The sequence below is a fragment of the Novibacillus thermophilus genome (genome assembly GCF_002005165.1).
Taxonomy (GTDB): Bacteria; Bacillota; Bacilli; order Thermoactinomycetales; family Novibacillaceae; genus Novibacillus; species Novibacillus thermophilus.
This window is the reverse complement of sequence record NZ_CP019699.1, coordinates 254,161-271,089: the sequence shown is the minus strand read 5'-3', so window position 1 is coordinate 271,089 and position 16,929 is coordinate 254,161. Positions and strand designations below refer to the sequence as shown.

At 53.8% G+C, this 16,929-nt stretch carries 16 protein-coding genes and 1 pseudogene; 3 read left to right on the top strand and 14 right to left on the bottom strand.

Going from position 1 to position 16,929, the window contains the following annotated elements:
* Nucleotides 1-4: 4 nt before the first annotated feature.
* From B0W44_RS01520 to rfbA, 4 genes are read right to left on the bottom strand one after another with little or no spacing between them, the layout of a single operon-like run.
* Nucleotides 5-679 carry a GNAT family N-acetyltransferase gene (locus tag B0W44_RS01520; protein ID WP_077718478.1) on the bottom strand — a complete coding sequence of 225 codons (675 nt, stop codon included), beginning with the start codon at nucleotides 677-679 and terminating at the stop codon, nucleotides 5-7.
* Nucleotides 680-710: 31 nt separating this feature from the next.
* Complete coding sequence (locus B0W44_RS01515) at nucleotides 711-1,691, bottom strand: glycosyltransferase family 2 protein (protein WP_077718477.1); 981 nt, start codon at nucleotides 1,689-1,691, stop codon at nucleotides 711-713.
* Nucleotides 1,678-2,712: a dTDP-glucose 4,6-dehydratase gene (gene rfbB, locus B0W44_RS01510; protein ID WP_077718476.1), complete on the bottom strand. Its 1,035-nt coding sequence runs from the start codon at nucleotides 2,710-2,712 to the stop codon at nucleotides 1,678-1,680. The genes B0W44_RS01515 and rfbB overlap by 14 nt, the downstream gene beginning before the upstream one ends.
* Nucleotides 2,705-3,637 carry a glucose-1-phosphate thymidylyltransferase RfbA gene (gene rfbA / locus B0W44_RS01505; protein WP_077718475.1) on the bottom strand — a complete coding sequence of 311 codons (933 nt, stop codon included), beginning with the start codon at nucleotides 3,635-3,637 and terminating at the stop codon, nucleotides 2,705-2,707. Before rfbA ends, rfbB begins: the two co-directional genes overlap by 8 nt.
* Nucleotides 3,638-3,901: 264 nt before the next feature.
* On the opposite strand from rfbA, the pseudogene B0W44_RS01500 reads away from it, so the two are divergent.
* Nucleotides 3,902-5,034 (top strand): annotated as a pseudogene (locus tag B0W44_RS01500) (conserved virulence factor C family protein).
* A gap of 10 nt (nucleotides 5,035-5,044) precedes the next feature.
* On the opposite strand, the gene B0W44_RS01495 reads toward B0W44_RS01500, so the two are convergent.
* A complete protein-coding gene (locus tag B0W44_RS01495; protein WP_077718474.1) occupies nucleotides 5,045-5,905 on the bottom strand; it encodes a VOC family protein in 861 nt (286 codons plus the stop codon).
* Nucleotides 5,902-6,672 carry a GDSL-type esterase/lipase family protein gene (locus B0W44_RS01490; protein WP_169835364.1) on the bottom strand — a complete coding sequence of 257 codons (771 nt, stop codon included), beginning with the start codon at nucleotides 6,670-6,672 and terminating at the stop codon, nucleotides 5,902-5,904. The genes B0W44_RS01495 and B0W44_RS01490 overlap by 4 nt, the downstream gene beginning before the upstream one ends.
* A gap of 138 nt (nucleotides 6,673-6,810) precedes the next feature.
* On the opposite strand from B0W44_RS01490, the gene B0W44_RS01485 reads away from it, so the two are divergent.
* Both B0W44_RS01485 and B0W44_RS01480 read left to right on the top strand, forming a co-directional pair.
* Nucleotides 6,811-7,725: an ABC transporter ATP-binding protein gene (locus B0W44_RS01485; RefSeq protein ID WP_077718472.1), complete on the top strand. Its 915-nt coding sequence runs from the start codon at nucleotides 6,811-6,813 to the stop codon at nucleotides 7,723-7,725.
* Nucleotides 7,718-8,707, top strand: coding sequence for an ABC transporter permease (locus B0W44_RS01480; protein WP_418304065.1), 990 nt, complete (start codon nucleotides 7,718-7,720; stop codon nucleotides 8,705-8,707). Before B0W44_RS01485 ends, B0W44_RS01480 begins: the two co-directional genes overlap by 8 nt.
* A gap of 66 nt (nucleotides 8,708-8,773) precedes the next feature.
* Here B0W44_RS01480 and B0W44_RS01475 read toward each other — a convergent pair whose 3' ends face one another.
* The 8 genes from B0W44_RS01475 to B0W44_RS01440 form a co-directional block, all read right to left on the bottom strand.
* Complete coding sequence (locus B0W44_RS01475; RefSeq protein WP_077718470.1) at nucleotides 8,774-9,433, bottom strand: carboxylesterase family protein; 660 nt, start codon at nucleotides 9,431-9,433, stop codon at nucleotides 8,774-8,776.
* A 121-nt stretch (nucleotides 9,434-9,554) separates the two neighbouring features.
* Complete coding sequence (locus tag B0W44_RS01470) at nucleotides 9,555-9,860, bottom strand: MerR family transcriptional regulator (protein WP_077718469.1); 306 nt, start codon at nucleotides 9,858-9,860, stop codon at nucleotides 9,555-9,557.
* A 76-nt stretch (nucleotides 9,861-9,936) separates the two neighbouring features.
* The gene (locus tag B0W44_RS01465) at nucleotides 9,937-11,343 is read right to left on the bottom strand and encodes an ammonium transporter (protein WP_077718468.1); all 1,407 of its coding nucleotides are present in this window, start codon (nucleotides 11,341-11,343) and stop codon (nucleotides 9,937-9,939) included.
* Nucleotides 11,344-11,364: 21 nt separating this feature from the next.
* Nucleotides 11,365-11,712 carry a P-II family nitrogen regulator gene (locus B0W44_RS01460; protein WP_077718467.1) on the bottom strand — a complete coding sequence of 116 codons (348 nt, stop codon included), beginning with the start codon at nucleotides 11,710-11,712 and terminating at the stop codon, nucleotides 11,365-11,367.
* 138 nt (nucleotides 11,713-11,850) lie between these two features.
* Nucleotides 11,851-12,717: a diaminopimelate epimerase gene (gene dapF, locus B0W44_RS01455; RefSeq protein WP_077718466.1), complete on the bottom strand. Its 867-nt coding sequence runs from the start codon at nucleotides 12,715-12,717 to the stop codon at nucleotides 11,851-11,853.
* Nucleotides 12,718-13,959 carry an LL-diaminopimelate aminotransferase gene (locus B0W44_RS01450; RefSeq protein WP_077718465.1) on the bottom strand — a complete coding sequence of 414 codons (1,242 nt, stop codon included), beginning with the start codon at nucleotides 13,957-13,959 and terminating at the stop codon, nucleotides 12,718-12,720.
* 69 nt (nucleotides 13,960-14,028) lie between these two features.
* Nucleotides 14,029-15,366 (bottom strand): type I glutamate--ammonia ligase, encoded by a 1,338-nt coding sequence (gene glnA, locus B0W44_RS01445; RefSeq protein ID WP_077718464.1) that lies wholly within the window; start codon nucleotides 15,364-15,366, stop codon nucleotides 14,029-14,031.
* Between the two features lie 68 nt (nucleotides 15,367-15,434).
* Complete coding sequence (locus B0W44_RS01440) at nucleotides 15,435-16,919, bottom strand: glutamate synthase subunit beta (protein ID WP_077718463.1); 1,485 nt, start codon at nucleotides 16,917-16,919, stop codon at nucleotides 15,435-15,437.
* Nucleotides 16,920-16,929 lie beyond the last annotated feature (10 nt).

Below are 16,929 nucleotides of genomic sequence, written 5' to 3'. Positions count from 1 at the left end.
CGGGTTACACCCGGTTCAATTTGTGATAGACGTCACGCGGTCGACGAAATTTAAAGCCGAGTGACACACTCAAATTGAGAATTGGCATGTTCGCCGCCGAAATGGAACTAATCAATTCGTCGTGTCCGTACGAAAACAGTTCTCGGCACGCCGCACTCCAGAAGTACTTGGCCATCCCTTTGCCTCTGTATTGTGGTTTGTGTGTGTACAGCAAAATTTGGGGTCCGCTGAAGCCGAAGAAGCCGGCGAGCTCTCCGTTGTAGTACAAGCTGAAGACGTTGTCCTCCTCATACATTTGACGTAACCAGTTTGCGTACCGCCGGTCAGCAAGCTCCCGGTCAAGGCTGAAGTCCCGGTGAAACCGACCGTGGACAAACGAGCCGTCGGAAAGGTTTTTCAATTCGGCGAAGTCTGCAACCTCCCGCTTCAGTGTCACCCGGTCGTCGCGGAAGTCGCGAAAGTGCTCCTTCCGACAATACGGTTCGATTAGCGTGCCGCAGTAGTAAAAACCGTAACGGTAGAGGGGCTCGCTGTCGGCAAGGGGATCAATTTTCACAGTGAAGTGGCCGTCCATGTTCAACGTCTTTTTCAGCACCTCTTCTGTCGGATTGACAATTTCGTACGTGTTGATGCCGAAAGCTTTCTTGTCCCACGGCGTTTCTTTTATGTCCGCATCCATCGTCTCACTTCCTTTGCAACCGAATATTTTCTTACAGCGAATCCACCTGCTTCAACACTTCACGCCCTTTGTCCTTATCAAATCCAACCTTGTCCCGAATGACGTACAACGGCCGGTTTTTCACTTCGTCAAACACTTTTCCGATATACAGTCCGAGAATACCTAAATTGGCGAACAAAAGACCGCCGATGAAGTAAATGGACACCATGACACTCGTCCAGCCAGGTACAGGCTGGGCGAGGAAGAAGTAACGGTACATGAGCCACAACCCGTACAGCAGTGATGCGAAAGATATGAGAAACCCGAACTGGATGGACAGGCGCAGCGGTTTGTTGGACTGGGAGACAATGGTATCAATCGCCAGATGAAACAGTTTGCTTAAGGTGTAAGACGACTTTCCCGCATACCGCTTACTGTGTTCTACATCAATCGTCGCCGTATTAAATCCCATCCACTGCAAAAAAAGGGGAAAGATCCGGTTTTGTTCGCGCATGTTGCGAAAATTGTCCACCACTGTACGGGAGCTGATACTGAAATTGGCCACTGTGTGATCCGAACGGTGTTCGGTAAAAAAGTCTAACACCCGGTAAAAGCAAATAGACGTCCACCGTTTCCACAGTCGATCCTGCCGTTCGTGGCGTCTGGCGAAGACGACATCGTAACCTTCCAACGCTTTACGGTACAGGCGTAAAATCTCTTCCGGCCGGTCTTGTAAATCGCAGTCCATGACCACGACCCATTCGCCGTCTGCAAAATCAAGCCCGGCGGTAATCGCCCGGTGCTGTCCGAAGTTCCGCGACAGGTTAATCCCCTTCACTCTCCTGTCTTTTTCAGCCAGCGCACATATCGTCGCCCAGGCGTTGTCCGGACTGGCGTCGTTGACAAATACAATTTCGTAGTTCGCCGTGATCTCTGCCAACGTCGCTTTCAAGCGGCGGTACAGTTCGCCGAGACACGAATTACAGCCGTATACAGGTGTGACAACGGAAATGAAAGGCTTATCCTTCTGCATGTTCGACATACCACTCCACTGTCTTGGCGAGGCCGCTCTCAAAATCTTCCTCCGCCCGCCATCCGAGTTCGTTTTCTATTTTCGATGCGTCGATGGCGTACCGTCTGTCGTGTCCCGGCCGGTCTTTCACAAATTGAATAAGCTCTTTGTAGCTTTTGACTGCCGCCCCCTTCGAATCTGGCGGAACGAGGCGGTCTAAAATGTCGCATATTTTACGGGCAACCTCGATGTTCTCCCACTCGTTCTTCCCTCCGATATTGTAGACGTCGCCGGATTTCCCGCGGTGGAACACTTGGTCGATGCCTTTACAGTGATCCAACACGTACAGCCAGTCGCGGACATTTTTCCCATCCCCGTAGATCGGAATCGGCTCGAAGGCAAGGGCCTTGCGGATAACAGTCGGGATGAATTTTTCGCTGTGCTGTTTCGGTCCGTAGTTGTTGGAACAGTTCGTCGTGACGACATCCAGGCCGTACGTGTGGTGGTAACTTCTCACCAGCATGTCCGAACTCGCCTTGCTGGCACTGTACGGGCTGTTCGGAGCATACGGACTCTCCTCGGTGAAAAAGCCCGTCCTCCCCAGTGTGCCGTACACCTCATCTGTCGAGATGTGGTGGAAACGACAGCCGCGGTAGTCGTCGCGGTAGCGGAAAGGTTCCTCCATCCAGTGCGTCCTCGCCACATCCAACAAGGTAAACGTTCCAAGGACGTTTGTGCGCACAAACACTTCCGGGTCGGCAATGGAGTTGTCGACGTGGGATTCGGCGGCAAAATGGATCACACCTTTCACGTCAAAGTGCGTGAACACGAACGCCATGAGTTCTCGGTTCGCAATGTCCCCTCGTATAAACTGGTACCGGGGATGACCCTCCACACTTTTCAGTCGACTCAAACTGGCAGCAGCCGTCAATTTGTCCACGTTTACAATGCGGTACTGGGGGTAACGGTTCAGAAAATAAGGAATAAAGTTGGAACCGATGAAGCCAGCTCCTCCGGTGACGAGTAACGTCTGTTCAGGCATATTTCATCAGCTCCTTCCGGTAATCGGCGTCCGTCTGCGCCCAGTAGTGTTGGGCGCTCTCCCTCTCAGCCACCTCCAGCAAATAGCGGCCGTAATTGGTCTGTTTTAACGGCTCTGCCAATGCGTACAACTGTTCGCGGGTAATATACCCCATGTAGTAAGCGATCTCTTCCAGACACGCGACTTTAAAGCCTTGCCGCTTCTCAATTGTCTCGATGAACTGCGACGCTTCCAGCAACGACTCGTGCGTGCCAGTGTCGAGCCAGGCGAACCCCCGCCCTAACAGCTCGACCTTTAATTGCCCTCTTTTCAAATACGCTTGATTGACATCGGTGATCTCCAGCTCCCCCCGCTCAGAAGGTCGAATCGTTTTCGCGATGTCAACGACGTCGTTGTCGTAAAAATATAAACCGGTTACGGCGAAATCCGATTTCGGACGTTGTGGTTTCTCTTCGAGGGATACCACATTCTGGTGTTGATCAAACTCCACGACGCCGAACCGATGCGGGTCTTTCACCCGGTAGCCGAACACGGTGGCGCCGGACGTCCGCCTGGCGACTTTGCGCAAAAGGGGCGTGAAGCCTTGACCGTAAAAAATGTTGTCCCCCAATACGAGGGCCACACAGTCCTCTCCGATAAAATCTTCTCCGATGAGAAAAGCTTCTGCCAACCCGTTAGGCTCCGGCTGAACGGCGTATGAAAGCGAAATACCGATAGACGAGCCGTCTCCGAGCAATTGCTCGAACCGCGGTTGATCTTCCGGTTTGCAAATAATAAGGATGTCCCGTATTCCTGCGAGCATCAGTACGGACAACGGATAGTAGATCATCGGTTTCTCGTAGACCGGGAGCAAATGTTTGGAAATACAGCGGGTTAAAGGGTACAACCGCGTGCCGTTACCCCCGGCCAGGACAATCCCTTTCATATGAAAAATCCCCCTTCGTGAGTCTGTTCAAATTGGTCACGGGAATCGCCCTCTGAACAAACCTTCATCAATTGTCCCTTTCCAACCGACTCCTTTGTTTATTTCTCTTTTATGTATCTATAACGGTATTGCAGCCGCTTGAGTTTTCACACTGTCGCTGCTATTGTATGAAACCTCCGTTTCTTCCGCTTCTTAAAGTGTGTTTTTTCCAAAATAGGGCTTATGGTATAGTTAGTGGGAGAACGATGAAAGGAGGCGCAGCGAATGAAAATTGTATCCATCGAACCGACGCCCAGCCCAAACAACATGAAATTGAACATGGATGAACGCATCCCCGACGAAGTAAAGGGACGTACACCCAGGAAAATTGGGCAGAAGCTCCTGATTACGTGCGCAAACTGTTGAACATTGACGGCGTGAAGAGCGTGTTTCAAGTGGCCGACTTTATCTCCGTGGAACGGTACCCGAAGGCCGATTGGCAAGACGTCTTGTCACAAGTGCGCCAAGTGTTTGAAGAAGACGGCGCCTCCGCCCAGGCCGTATCCGACGCCGTCCAAGGGAACGCCTTCGGCGAGGTCAACGTGCTTGTCCAAATGTTTAAAGGCATCCCTATTCAAATCAAGCTTACAGATGGTACGGAAGAAAGGCGATTCGCCCTTCCAGAGCGGTTCCGCCAGGCGGTCATGAAGATTCAGCACACGTCTGACAATTACATTTTAGAGAGAAAGTGGGAAGAGCGGGGCGTACGCTACGGGGAGATGGACGACGTCGGCAAACAGGTGGCAGAAGAAATTGCCGCGGCTTACGATGACAACCGGCTTGAACGGCTCGTCACACGGGCCCTCGAACCGGAAAAAACTGTTGCCACCCTGGAGGAACTGTCCCTTGAGGAAGTGGCCGAACGACTAGACGATCCTGACTGGAAAGTGCGCTACGCGGCACTGGAACAGGTTCGACCGTCGAAGGAAAGCGTGGACGTCCTCGTCAAAGCGATGAACGATGCGAAACTGTCAGTGAAGCGACTGGCCGTCGCTTACCTCGGTATGGTGGAAGACCCGATCGTCTTGCCCCACTTGTTCCGGGCTTTGAAAGACAAATCAGCTACCATCCGCCGCACGGCGGGTGACTGCCTCTCGGATCTGGGAGATCCTGCCGCCATCGGCCCGATGACGGAGGCCTTAAAAGACCCAAACAAAATTGTGCGCTGGCGCGCTGCCCGTTTCTTGTACGAAGTCGGCGACGAAACGGCGATTCCGGCACTGCGTGAAGCACAGGACGACCCGGAATTCGAAGTGCAACTGCAAGTGAAGATGGCCCTGGAGCGGATCGAAAGTGGACACGCGGCCGAAGGCACCGTCTGGCAGCAAATGACTCGCAGCCGACAGAAAAAATCGTAAGGTCACCCCTTTATTTCTTATACACTTTCCGCGTTTCCCAGATTTGTTCAATGTGGTGCAAGGCGTGGGCCATGAGCATGTGGATCCGGTCGCGCACCACCACTTCCTCCCCACCTTTAAGCAAAACTGTCCGGTTCAGGGCATCAGGCAAATGTTTAAGGAGACCCGCGACGTGCTTGCGAATCGCTTCAAACAACGCCACTTCGACGTCGATGGGCCGGTTGGCGTAGTCCAGGCCTTCCGCCCAGACGTCAGGATGGTACGGGTTTGCGTAAAACGTCCGACCGGGCTCCGCTAAGGCATATTTTACGATCGAGAGCGATGTTGCATCGGAGTCCACTATATGTAATACGATTTGCCGAATCGACCACTTCTCCGGCGCCCGGAAAAGATCCAAGTCCCTTTCCTTCAAACCTTCCAGGGCTCGCTTTAGCCTCTCAGGAGCAGCTTCATACAGTTTCAGCAATTCTTCATCTGAAATTGGCGCAGACGCTTCAAACGAAAGCACGTACTGGTCCGGGTCGCTAACGACGAGCGTCATGCGTCCCCACTCGGTTTCTTCCCAGTTGAGGTGGTGCGGGATGCGCGCGAGGAGACGGTTTTTGTAAGCGACAAGATCGTCACCTCCCTTGAAGTACAGACTTTGTCCCGCCTTGGGTGCATCGTAAAACTCTTCCAGCCACGGCAACAGATCGTCACTCTTCACGTCCTCTTCCGCTATGAGGAGCAACTCACCAACAGGCGACTTGACAAGGGCGAGACGTTTGGATTCTTCTTTCTCAACGAGTACGAACTCCAATTGATCGACATAAAACGATACGGACTGTGCCAATTGACGGACGCGGATCCATTTGTCGGCCCGTCTAGTCATGGCAATCCCTCCAGTATTCTCCTTGCAATATGTTGATAGCTCTTCCCGTTCGGGTGAAAGTGGTCGCTGTACAGATCGGTCTCTGGGTCGCGGATGATGTCAAATGTCGGGGCGACCACCACATTGTCGTATTGGCTGGCCATGAGCGACACTTGGTAGTTCCAATCGTGGACAACTTTCGCATACAGGTTGGCGTCTCGCCATTCGGGAAACGGGTTGTACAGGCCGACGTACACAACAGGCGCCTCTTGATTGACGGACCGAATGCCGGCGAACAACTTGTCGATGTTCTGAACAGCGGCAGTCTGGATGGAAGACAACCCCTCGGGATCAAAATTTTGCAAGGACCTGCCTCCTCTAAACAAATCGTTGCCACCGATGGAGACAGTAATGACTGAGGCGCCGGCTATCGTCCGCTTCACCTCTCTCTCTTCAATTTGCTTGAGTAAATCCGAAAGTGTGGCACCCTGTACGCCGAAATTGTGGACGATGACTCTGTCGTGCCTTTTTTCGAACGCCTCTTTTAACACTCCCACATATCCTTTGCCACTGTCGTCGCCGGTCCCCCGGGTGAGGGAATCGCCGAGGGCGACGAGGGAAAAAGCTCCAACATCAAGGGGAACCTTCCTGTCCCCTGTGTCTAGGGACTGCCAGTCCGATGCAGGTGGACGAGTCACCTCGCCGATACTCATTACGAATCCACTGAACAAAAGAATACAAGAGATAACGGACGCTATCGCCGTCACGAGCCACCCTGTGCATTTCATCCGCGTTCCCCCGCTGTACGCTCTCGTCATTTTCCTTACACTATAGCACAAGCCAGTGCAGGTTAAAAACGTTTGGGCTATGTTTTTGCCGTATTCGGTGCACACTTTAAATGAGAACGACGTGAAGGTGGGCCCGTCATGATAACGATATCGGTTCAACACGTCTCAAAGGCGTTTGGAAAAAGGCGCATCGTCCACGACCTTTCGTTTGAAGTGAAGGAAGGGGAGGTGTTCGGTTTTCTTGGGCCGAACGGCGCCGGTAAAACGACGACGATCCGCATGATGACCGGCCTCGTCAAACCGACGTCCGGCCGCATACGCATTTGCGGTTACGATGTGCAGAGGGACTTTCGTCAGGCCATGCGGCACATGGGCAGCATCGTGGAAAATCCGGCCCTCTACACGTACATGAGCGGGAGGGAAAATTTACAGCTGTTTGCCCGCATGCTTGGTGTCGGAGCGGAACGAATCGACGAGGTCGTGCGTCAAGTTGGACTAAAGGAGCGTGCGGACGATAAGGTGAAAACGTACTCCCTCGGCATGCGCCAGCGGCTCGGTATCGCCCAGGCGTTACTCGGCCACCCGAAAGTCCTCATTTTGGACGAGCCGACAAACGGCCTCGATCCCTCGGGCATGCGCGAATTGCGCGCGTTTATCCGTCGTCTGGCCGACCGACAAGGTGTCACTGTGTTCGTCTCCAGCCACATCCTGAGTGAAATCGAGGCGATGTGTGATCGTGTGGCCATTGTAAGCGCTGGACGCCTGGTGCACGTCGCATCGGTACAAAAGCGAAACACAGACGAACACTGTCCGACGGTATGGCATCTCCAGCCGGTAGAAAAAGCGATTTCCGTCATGCAATCGCATTCCGACGTCAACACTGTAAAACGGGAAAGCGACGATACCGTGAAGGCGGGAATACCAGCCGACAAAATAGCTGAAGTGAATCGAGCCCTGCTGAAAGCGGGGGTCGCTGTCAGCGGCATCGAACGGGAAAAATCGTCCCTGGAGGATTGGTTTATGACGTTGACAGGAGACGATCAAGTTGACTGACTTACCCGTCCTCATCCAAAACGAAATCATCAAAATGGGGCGGCGACGGCGTTTTGTTGTCATTGTCTTGATCCTTGTCGTCCTGGCATCGCTGTTCACGTACGCCCAGTACCGGGAAACGCAAGAACAGATGCAGCGGACGGGAACCGTCGATTGGCGCGCTGAACTGCAGCAAAAAATCATCGACGCGCAAAACCGGTTGGCGTCCAACCGCTTACCCGAAAAAGTCCAAACCCATTTGAAACTGCGCCTGCAACAGCAGCAGTACTACTTGGACCACGGCATCAATCCGCGCACGCCCGGTGCGCCGACGTTTGTGCGGGTGTTCATGCAAGAAGGGATTTCGTTCGCAGTACCACTCTTCGCCACTGTGCTTGCGGCGGACATCGTCTCCGGAGAATTCGCGGACGGAACGATTAAGACACTGTTAACCCGACCGGTTGAACGGTGGAAAATACTCGCCAGCAAATACGCTACAGTCCTCTTGTATGCCTCACTCCTTGTCGTGGCCATCGGCGTCGTCTGCTACACCGTATCTGGGATAGCCCTCGGCTACAGCGGCTGGACCGAACCGGTACTGACAGGGTTCCAGTCGGATGGAGAACAGCTGAAGACAGACAACGTCCATCCCGTCCCCCTGTGGCGATACAACCTCATGGCCTACGGCCTCGGCTGGTTTGTCGCCATCGTCACCGGAACGATCACGTTCACGGTCTCTGTCCTCGTCCGGAATACGGCTGTCGGCATTGGATTCATGATGGCGTTGACGTCTTCCGGCATGCTCCTCAGCCCGGTCGTCTCTTCCTGGGATTCGGCCAAATACTTGGTGATGCTAAACTTTAAGCTGACCGATTACTTAACCGGACAAGCACCGCCTGTCCCCGGTATGACACTGCCGTTTTCCCTCACCGTCCTCGGGGTATGGGCCCTGGCTTGTCTCATCGTGGCGTTCGCCGTCTTTACTCAAAAAGATATCGTGTAAAAGCAATCACAAACCGCCCCAAGTCAAATGTCACATCCGTTGTTGAACGTCGTCGTGAAGGCACTGTTACTTTCGCCTGTGACGAAGAAACCACTCGTACAGCTCCGGGTTGTCGTACGTCTCTGTCCAGGCGTCGTGACCCGCTTGCGGATAAACGGTAAAGCGGACCTCGCCGCCGCACGCCTTCAAAGCGTGAACCATCCTCTCCGACTCCGAAAGGGGGACCGTCTCGTCTTTCGCCCCGTGAAACGCCCAAACCGGGACGTCTTTCAGCCGTGACGCCATGACAGGGAAACCACCGCCGCAAATCGGTGCGATTGCGGCAAACCTCTCAGGGTACGCTGTGGCCAACAACCACGTCCCGTAACCCCCCATACTGAGACCTGTCAAATAAATTCGGCCAGCATCTACGTTGTACCGAGCGACGACGTCATCTAACAACGCGATCAAAGATTCCAGTTCCATCGGCCAGTAGGTCGACTCCTTGCACTGAGGTGAAACCGCCACAAAAGGGAAGTCGTTCCGCTCTTCCACAATTTTCGGAATGCCGTGCTTTTTAATGAGTTCCAAGTCGTCGCCGCGCTGCCCCATACCGTGCAGGAACAGAATGAGCGGCCAGCCTTGTGAAGCATCTTCCCGGTAACCGTCCGGAAGGTACAGCAAATAATCCAACTCCAGTTGTTTCGTGATTGGACGCTCAAATGACCGTGCCAGCTGTCTTGCCAATCATCTCGCTCCCTTCAAAAAGATGGCATCTCGCAAATTCTATTCTATACCGTGAACGGTGTTCCCTTCAAAAAATAACCGGTGGGCCTCAGCCTACCGGTGAACACTACTCCCTCGTTGATTACTCTCTCAGACGAAACGCGGCATTAATTTGGCCGCGGATCATCCGGCGCTTCGCCTCTTCTTCTTTCCTTCTTTTCCGCCTTTCCATCTCTTTAATTTCAAACGTCTGTAATCCGTCTTCCATTTTGTTGGCAATGTCCACTAATTTCTCGACGTCAGAGAATGAAAACTTTCGCGTTCCTCCGTTAGAACGGGAAGGTGTGATTAACCCGCGCACTTCATAGTATCGAATTTGTCTTTCGGATAGGCCCGTCAACTCACTGACAATGCCAATCGTCATCACTTTCTTCTCTTTGTAGTCCACTGACCCGTTCACCTTCTTGTTCTCGTTCCGTCCTCCCCCGATGCACTTGGTACATGCCGTACAGCACGCATGAGGTCTATTCAGAAGGCAAAAGCGGCGACGTCGCCGGTGTTCCGTCTCTCTGTTTTTCTTCCAGACTGTTCAATCGCTGTACGAGGCCTTCACCAAAACGAGCTGAATCGAAAAAGGGATAGTGCGAAAAGCTCCCCCGGTCGTCGTATGCCGAAGATCCGTGTTCTGCAAAGTCAAGCCCTTCAATTTCTTCTTCTTCTGGGACGCGAATCGGATAGATGAGGCACATTATCCCGAGCACAACCGTCGTGAGCACGATCGTCCACGCAGTCACAGCCAAAATGCCAACCGCTTGAATTCCTAAAAGGGAGACACCTCCCCCGTAAAACAAACCGCCGTCTGTGGCAAACAGTCCTACGGCCAATGTTCCCCATGCACCGCAAACACCGTGAACCGCAATGGCGCCGACGGGATCGTCCAGTCTGAATTTGCGGTCAATGAGCTGAACGGATTCGACCAACACAACTCCTGCCACCAATCCGATGACGATCGCCCCCACCGGAGAAACGTCCGCCGTACCAGCCGTGATTCCGACAAGACCGGCTAGGGCACCGTTTAGTGTCAGGGACGCGTCAATCCGCTTGTACTTGATTAGAGAGTATACCGCACTAGACACGACTCCGCTGGATGCGGACAGCATGGTCGTCGTTACAATGAGCGGGAGCAATACCGGGTCAGCCTCCAATGTGCTACCGCCGTTAAACCCGAACCAGCCGAACCAGAGCAGCAGGACGCCGAGCGCTCCTAACGGAATATTGTGCCCGGGAATGACGTTGACTTTGTCGCCCTCGTACTTGCCGATGCGTCCACCGAGAAACTTAACCGCCACCAGCGCCCCCAGGGCACCCGTCATATGCACGACGGTAGAACCGGCAAAGTCCGTAAACCCGAGCTTAGCCAGCCACCCGTCACTCCAAACCCAATGACCGACGACAGGGTAAATAAAGGCGGTAAAGGCGATGGTTAACAACAAGTAACTACTTAATTTTATCCGTTCGGCCACCGCTCCGGAAATGATCGTCGCACACGTAGCCGCAAACATCGCCTGGAAGACAAAGAACCCGATGTCTTCTTCTACACCTGGAAAAAACCCGTCACTTCCGATGAACGACGCAACGTCGGTGCCAAACATGATGCCGTATCCTATGACAAAGTACACTAACGCACCGAGTGAAATGGTCAATACGTTCTTCATCAGGATGTTCAGTGTGTTTTTCGATCGGGTAAACCCGCTTTCCAGCATGGCAAATCCCGCATGCATCAAAAACACGAGCAGCGCGCCGATTAACATCCACATCGTGTCCATAGATACCTTAAGCGTTTCCCCCGATACGTCAGCTGCCAGTGCAGAGGTGTGAATGAAGCATAGGGACAGTCCGACGATACTCCCCGTCAAAACCTTTTGGGTCATGTCACCATCTCCTCTTATGCGTTATTCGCCCGTCAGTGCCTCCAAACCTTGCTCACCGGTTCGGATGCGCACGGCGTCTTCCACCGGGTAAACAAATATTTTGCCGTCGCCAACCTTCCCCGTGGCACAACTGCTCCTAATCGCTTCAATAACGGCGTCCACTCTGCTCTCTTCGATCACAAGTTCAACCTTCACTTTCGGCAAAAACTGCATTTCGAAGACACTTCCTCGAAAGACTCCCGTCTGTCCTTTTTGCAATCCGAAACCGGCCACTTCGGAAACCGTCATCCCGCGGACACCTAACCCCAACAATGCTTGCCTCAGTTTTTGAAAACTTTCAGGTCGAATAATCGCCTCTACTTTATTCATCTTTCATCCCCTCGCGAATAAAGGATAAAGTGATGGTCACGAAGAGCATGGCGTCACATGACGCAACGACGTTTTGGCTCGGCCACACCCATTTTCACGTCACACTAAGGCAAAAACAGATCACCCGACAGACGTCTTTTACACATCAAATTTTCCATCCGCAATTGTGTGTGCGGGTCCTTTCATGTACACACGCGAATCGGCTGCCCAAACGATTTCAAGGTCACCGCCCATTAAATGAACGGTAACCGGCACATGACGGTCGAGGTGTCCGTTCAACACGCCTGCCACTACTGCCGCGCACGCTCCCGTACCGCACGCCTGGGTCACCCCAGAGCCGCGCTCCCACACGCGACAGTCGATTTCCTTCCGGTTCTTCACTTGGACAAACTCTACATTGATACGTTCGGGAAATAGAGGAGCGCGTTCGATTAAGGGACCGATTGTGCTCACCGGGACGGCATCGACGTCCGGCACAAACAGGACGGCGTGCGGGTTCCCCATCGAGACGACCGTTAACCAGTACGGTTGGCCGTCAATATTCACACGTTCATCGATGGTGTAGCTGTCCGGGTCTCCTACCATCGGGACCTCCTGTTTTCTCAAGTGCGGCGCCCCCATATCGACTGTCACTGAAAAGACCGTTCTCCCTTCGTCAGGATGTACGTCCACAGAAACGATGCCGCCTAGCGTTTCAACTGTGAATCTCTTTTTATCTGTCAATTTGCGTTCATAGACGTACTTGGCCAGGCATCGCAGGCCGTTGCCGCAATTTTTACCTTCCGAACCGTCGGCGTTGAAGATCCGCATGCAAAAGTCCGCGCGGTCAGATGGCCCGATGAGTATGAGGCCATCGGAACCGATCCCCATGTGCACGTCCGCGACACGCTGCGCCAAAGACGACACACGTCGTTCCAGAAGCGACTCCTCAAACAGGTTCACAAAGACGTAGCTATTTCCGATCCCGTGCATTTTCGTAAATTTCACTTTGATTCCCTCACTCATCTAAAAGATAAACGGGGGGTCGGACAACCGTCGTCTCACCTCTTCCACAACCCGCTGCTCGTCTTCTTCGCCCTCTGCCTGAAACGTGACGGAAAACCGGACATACCGGCCCACGTCGTCCCAAGGAACGGCGGAAATCATTTTCTCCATGATCAAGTACTGGGTGAAATCTTCAGCGGTATCAAACGTCGGCCCGCCCGCAACTGCTTGAGGCGCCTCCGTGTAGACGAAAAACGACCCCTGTGGCTTTTTAGCGCGAAACCCGAGCGATCTTAACGCCTCGATGAGGAGATCGTGACGGCGCGAGTACTTTTCGCAAATCGAGTGTGTGATCTCCGGGTGATGCAAACAGTAAGCTGCCGCTTTCTGAATGGGGATAAACTGACCGGAGTCACTGTTGTCCTTTACCGCGGCAAACGCTTTGACAATGAGGGGGTTGCCCGCTATAAACCCGATCCGCCAGCCGGTCATGTTGTACGATTTGGACAAGGAGTGAAGTTCGACTCCGACATCTTTTGCGCCGGGGATCGAGAGGAAACTGAGCGGCTTCGCTCCATCGAACACGAGGGCGGCATACGCCGCATCGTGAATGACGATGACGTCGTTTTGTTTGGCGAACTGTACGACTTTCTGAAAAAACTCAGGCGTCGCCGACGCGCCGGTCGGGTTGTTCGGGAAGTTGAGATACAGCAATTTTGCGCGCTGCAACACGTCTTTCGACAGTGAATCTAAATCGGGAAGAAACTGATTTTCCTCGGAAACCGGGAGGTACGTCACAGATCCGCCGAGATATTCGGTGTGCACGCCGAGTACCGGGTAGCACGGCGTCGGGAGAATGGCAATGTCTCCGGGATTGATAAAGGCGGTGGGAAGCATCGCCAGTGCCGACTTCGTGCCGATGACATGGTTGACTTCCGTCTCGGGGTCGACATCGTTGACGCCGAACACTCGTTCCAAATAAACGCTCGCCGCTTGTTTAAACTCGAAAATGCCGTTGTCTGCGTACCCGCGGTTTTCAGGCTTTCCCGCCTCTTCCGCCAGAATGCGCACCGCACGTTCATCTGCCATCGCGTCCGGTTCACCGACACCTAGATCGATGAGTTCAAGGTCGGGATGCTTCTTTCTCGCTAACCGCTTGGCACGCTTAATTTTTTCGAACTTGTAAATCTTCTGCTCCCGGCCGAACTGTTCGCCCCCGACTCGGTTCGCCAACATTTTCCGAATGTAACCTGTATCCCGCATGATCCGTTCTCCTATCCTGAAAATACACGCTACCGTCCTGACAGTCCGGCACACGCCGTGTCAACAAGATTAATAACTCTGTAAATACTGCTCCCGCTCCCACGGGTGAACTTGCGTGCAGAACATGTTCCATTCAATTTCTTTCGCTTCGAGAAAATGGGTCAGGGCGTGCTCGCCCAGCGCGTCGCAAATGACTGGATTTTGGCGAAGTTCGTGCAGCGCCTCGTACAGGGTCGACGGCAACGTTTCGATCTTTGCCTCAACACGTTCGGATTCATCCATGCCGTAAATATTGCAGTCTATCGGATCAGGCGCCGTCATCTTGTTTTTAATGCCGTCCAGACCGGCTTTTAGCATTACGGACAGGGCCAAATACGGATTGGCGGACGGATCGGGACACCTGACTTCGACTCGAGTGCTTGAGCCACGCGAGGCCGGGATGCGGATGAGGGGGCTGCGATTTTTGGCTGACCACGCGACGTAGACCGGGGCCTCGTAACCGGGAACGAGCCGTTTGTAGGAGTTTACGAGCGGGTTCGTTACCGCGGTCCAAGCACGGGCGTGTTTCAGAAGCCCCGCGATATAGTGGCGCGCAACGTCGCTTAAACCGAGCGCATCTTTTTCATCGAAAAACGCGTTTTCCTTTCCGCGAAACAGCGACTGGTGTGTATGCATCCCGGATCCGTTCACTCCGTATAGCGGTTTGGGCATAAATGTCGCGTGCAAGCCGTAACGCCGCGCCACATTTTTCACGACGATTTTAAACAGCTGAATGTTGTCCGCCGCTTGCACGGCATCGGCGTACTGAAAATCGATTTCGTGCTGTCCTGGCGCCACTTCGTGGTGCGACGCCTCCATTTCAAATCCCATCTGGTCCAGCGTCAGCACTATGTCACGGCGGCAGTTCTCTCCCAGGTCGACCGGGGCGAGGTCAAAGTACCCCCCGTTGTCGTTCAACTCCAGGGTCGGCTTGTCGGATTCATCTGTTTTGAACAGGAAAAACTCCGGTTCCGGACCGACGTTGAACGCCGTGAATCCCAGGTCGTGCGCCTCTTTCAGTACCCTTTTTAAAATGCCGCGGGGATCGCCGGCAAACGGCGTACCGTCCGGCATGTAAACATCGCACATCAACCCTGCGACTGCCCCTTCCTTCCCGCCCCACGGGTAAATGACCCAGCTGCTCGGGTCCGGATGCAAGTACATATCCGATTCTTCGATGCGTACAAACCCTTCAATGGAAGAACCGTCAAACATCAATTTGTTGTCGAGCGCCTTCACTAACTGACTGCGCGGAATTTCAACATTTTTAATCGCTCCGAGCAAATCTGTGAACTGCAAGCGAATGTAACGCACATCGTTTTCTTCGACCGATTGCAAAATGTCATCACGGCTGAAAGTTCTTTTCACACCAAACCCTCTCCTCTCCCAGGCTCGACTGCCCGCCGAGCACAGATTAGTTGTTATGCGCTCAACTCTCACGGTAATCTCGTCGTCCCCATGAGGTAGCGGTCACATTCCCGCGCCGCTCCACGCCCTTCGTTCATCGCCCAGACGACGAGGCTCTGACCTCGCCGCACATCTCCCGCGGCAAATACACCGTCGAGGTTCGTCGCGAACGAACCGTACGCCGCCTTGACACATCCGCTGTGGTCCCGTTCGAGCCCAAACCGGGAGACCGTCTCTTCTTCGGGACCTTTAAAGCCGACGGCAATCAACACGAGGTCAGCCGGCCATGTTTTCTCCGTACCGGGGATTTCACGTAAGACGGTTTCCCCGTGAGTTCCGATCACTTTTTCGACTCGCACGGTGTGCAGCTGTTTGACGTTCCCCTCGGCGTCGCCGACACATTTTTTAGTCAGAATGGCGTATTCGCGCGGATCTTCACCGAAAAGTGCTGCCGCCTCTTCGTAAGCGTAATCCAGGGTGAAGACGTTCGGCTGTTCCGGCCACGGGTTGTCGGGTGTCCGCTCGTCCGGAAGGCGCGGATGTTTGCCGAATTGCACCACACTTTTACAACGTTGGCGCAGTGCCGTTGCAACGCAGTCAGCACCAGTGTCCCCGCCGCCGATAACGACGACGTGTTTGTTTTCGGCGGAAATGGAGGGAGCGCCAGCAAGCTTCGAATCCAACAAACTTTTTGTACTGGCCGTCAAGTAGTCCATGGCAAAGTGAACACCGTTCAAATGGCGGCCTTCAATTTGAAGATCTCGCGGCTGTTGCGCACCGGTGCAGACGACGACCGCATCAAAGGTGGCGCGAATGTCCTCGATCTCGATATCCACTCCGACATCGGTATTCACCTTAAACACGACCCCTTCCTGTTCGAGCAGATGGATGCGCCGCCAAACGAGCTCTTTCTCCAACTTCATATTGGGAACGCCGTATGTGAGCAGCCCGCCCGGGCGGTCGCTGCGTTCAAATACCGTCACCCGATGTCCGGCTCTATTCAGTTGGTCGGCGGCGGCCAAGCCGGCCGGTCCCGAGCCGACAACGGCGACTCGCTTGCCGGTACGCTCGTGCGGTGGTTCTGGGACGATCCACCCTTCTTGAAAGGCTTTGTCGATGATGCTCCTTTCAATTGTTTTAATTGCTACCGGGTCTCCGTGCAGCGCGACGGTACAAGACCCTTCACAAGGGGCCGGACATACCCGGCCGGTAAACTCGGGAAAATTGTTCGTTTTCTTGAGCCGCAGAAAAGCTTCTCTCCAACGCCCGCGATACACGAGATCGTTCCATTCCGGGATCAAATTGTAAAGCGGGCAACCGAATGAGGTGTCGACAACTTCGACGCCGATGTGACAGTAGGGCGTCCCGCAATCCATGCAGCGGGCGGCTTGCCTCTTCAGGTTGGCTTCTGGCAAAGTAAACTGGTATTCCCGCCAGTCGCCGATCCGTGAACACGGATGCCGCTCTTTCCCCATTTCCCGCTCGTATTCGATAAAGCCCGTCAGTTTCCCCACTCTACGCCCC

Coding starts and splice junctions, on each gene's coding strand:
- rfbA (WP_077718475.1), bottom strand. CDS start 3,637: ATGAAAGGGATTGTCCTGGCCGGGGGTAACGGCACGCGGTTGTACCCT.
- B0W44_RS01460 (WP_077718467.1), bottom strand. CDS start 11,712: ATGAATAAAGTAGAGGCGATTATTCGACCTGAAAGTTTTCAAAAACTG.
- B0W44_RS01495 (WP_077718474.1), bottom strand. CDS start 5,905: ATGACTAGACGGGCCGACAAATGGATCCGCGTCCGTCAATTGGCACAG.
- B0W44_RS01450 (WP_077718465.1), bottom strand. CDS start 13,959: ATGCGGGATACAGGTTACATTCGGAAAATGTTGGCGAACCGAGTCGGG.
- rfbB (WP_077718476.1), bottom strand. CDS start 2,712: ATGCCTGAACAGACGTTACTCGTCACCGGAGGAGCTGGCTTCATCGGT.
- dapF (WP_077718466.1), bottom strand. CDS start 12,717: ATGAGTGAGGGAATCAAAGTGAAATTTACGAAAATGCACGGGATCGGA.
- B0W44_RS01520 (WP_077718478.1), bottom strand. CDS start 679: ATGGATGCGGACATAAAAGAAACGCCGTGGGACAAGAAAGCTTTCGGC.
- B0W44_RS01465 (WP_077718468.1), bottom strand. CDS start 11,343: ATGACCCAAAAGGTTTTGACGGGGAGTATCGTCGGACTGTCCCTATGC.
- B0W44_RS01490 (WP_169835364.1), bottom strand. CDS start 6,672: ATGAAATGCACAGGGTGGCTCGTGACGGCGATAGCGTCCGTTATCTCT.
- B0W44_RS01515 (WP_077718477.1), bottom strand. CDS start 1,691: ATGCAGAAGGATAAGCCTTTCATTTCCGTTGTCACACCTGTATACGGC.
- B0W44_RS01485 (WP_077718472.1), top strand. CDS start 6,811: ATGATAACGATATCGGTTCAACACGTCTCAAAGGCGTTTGGAAAAAGG.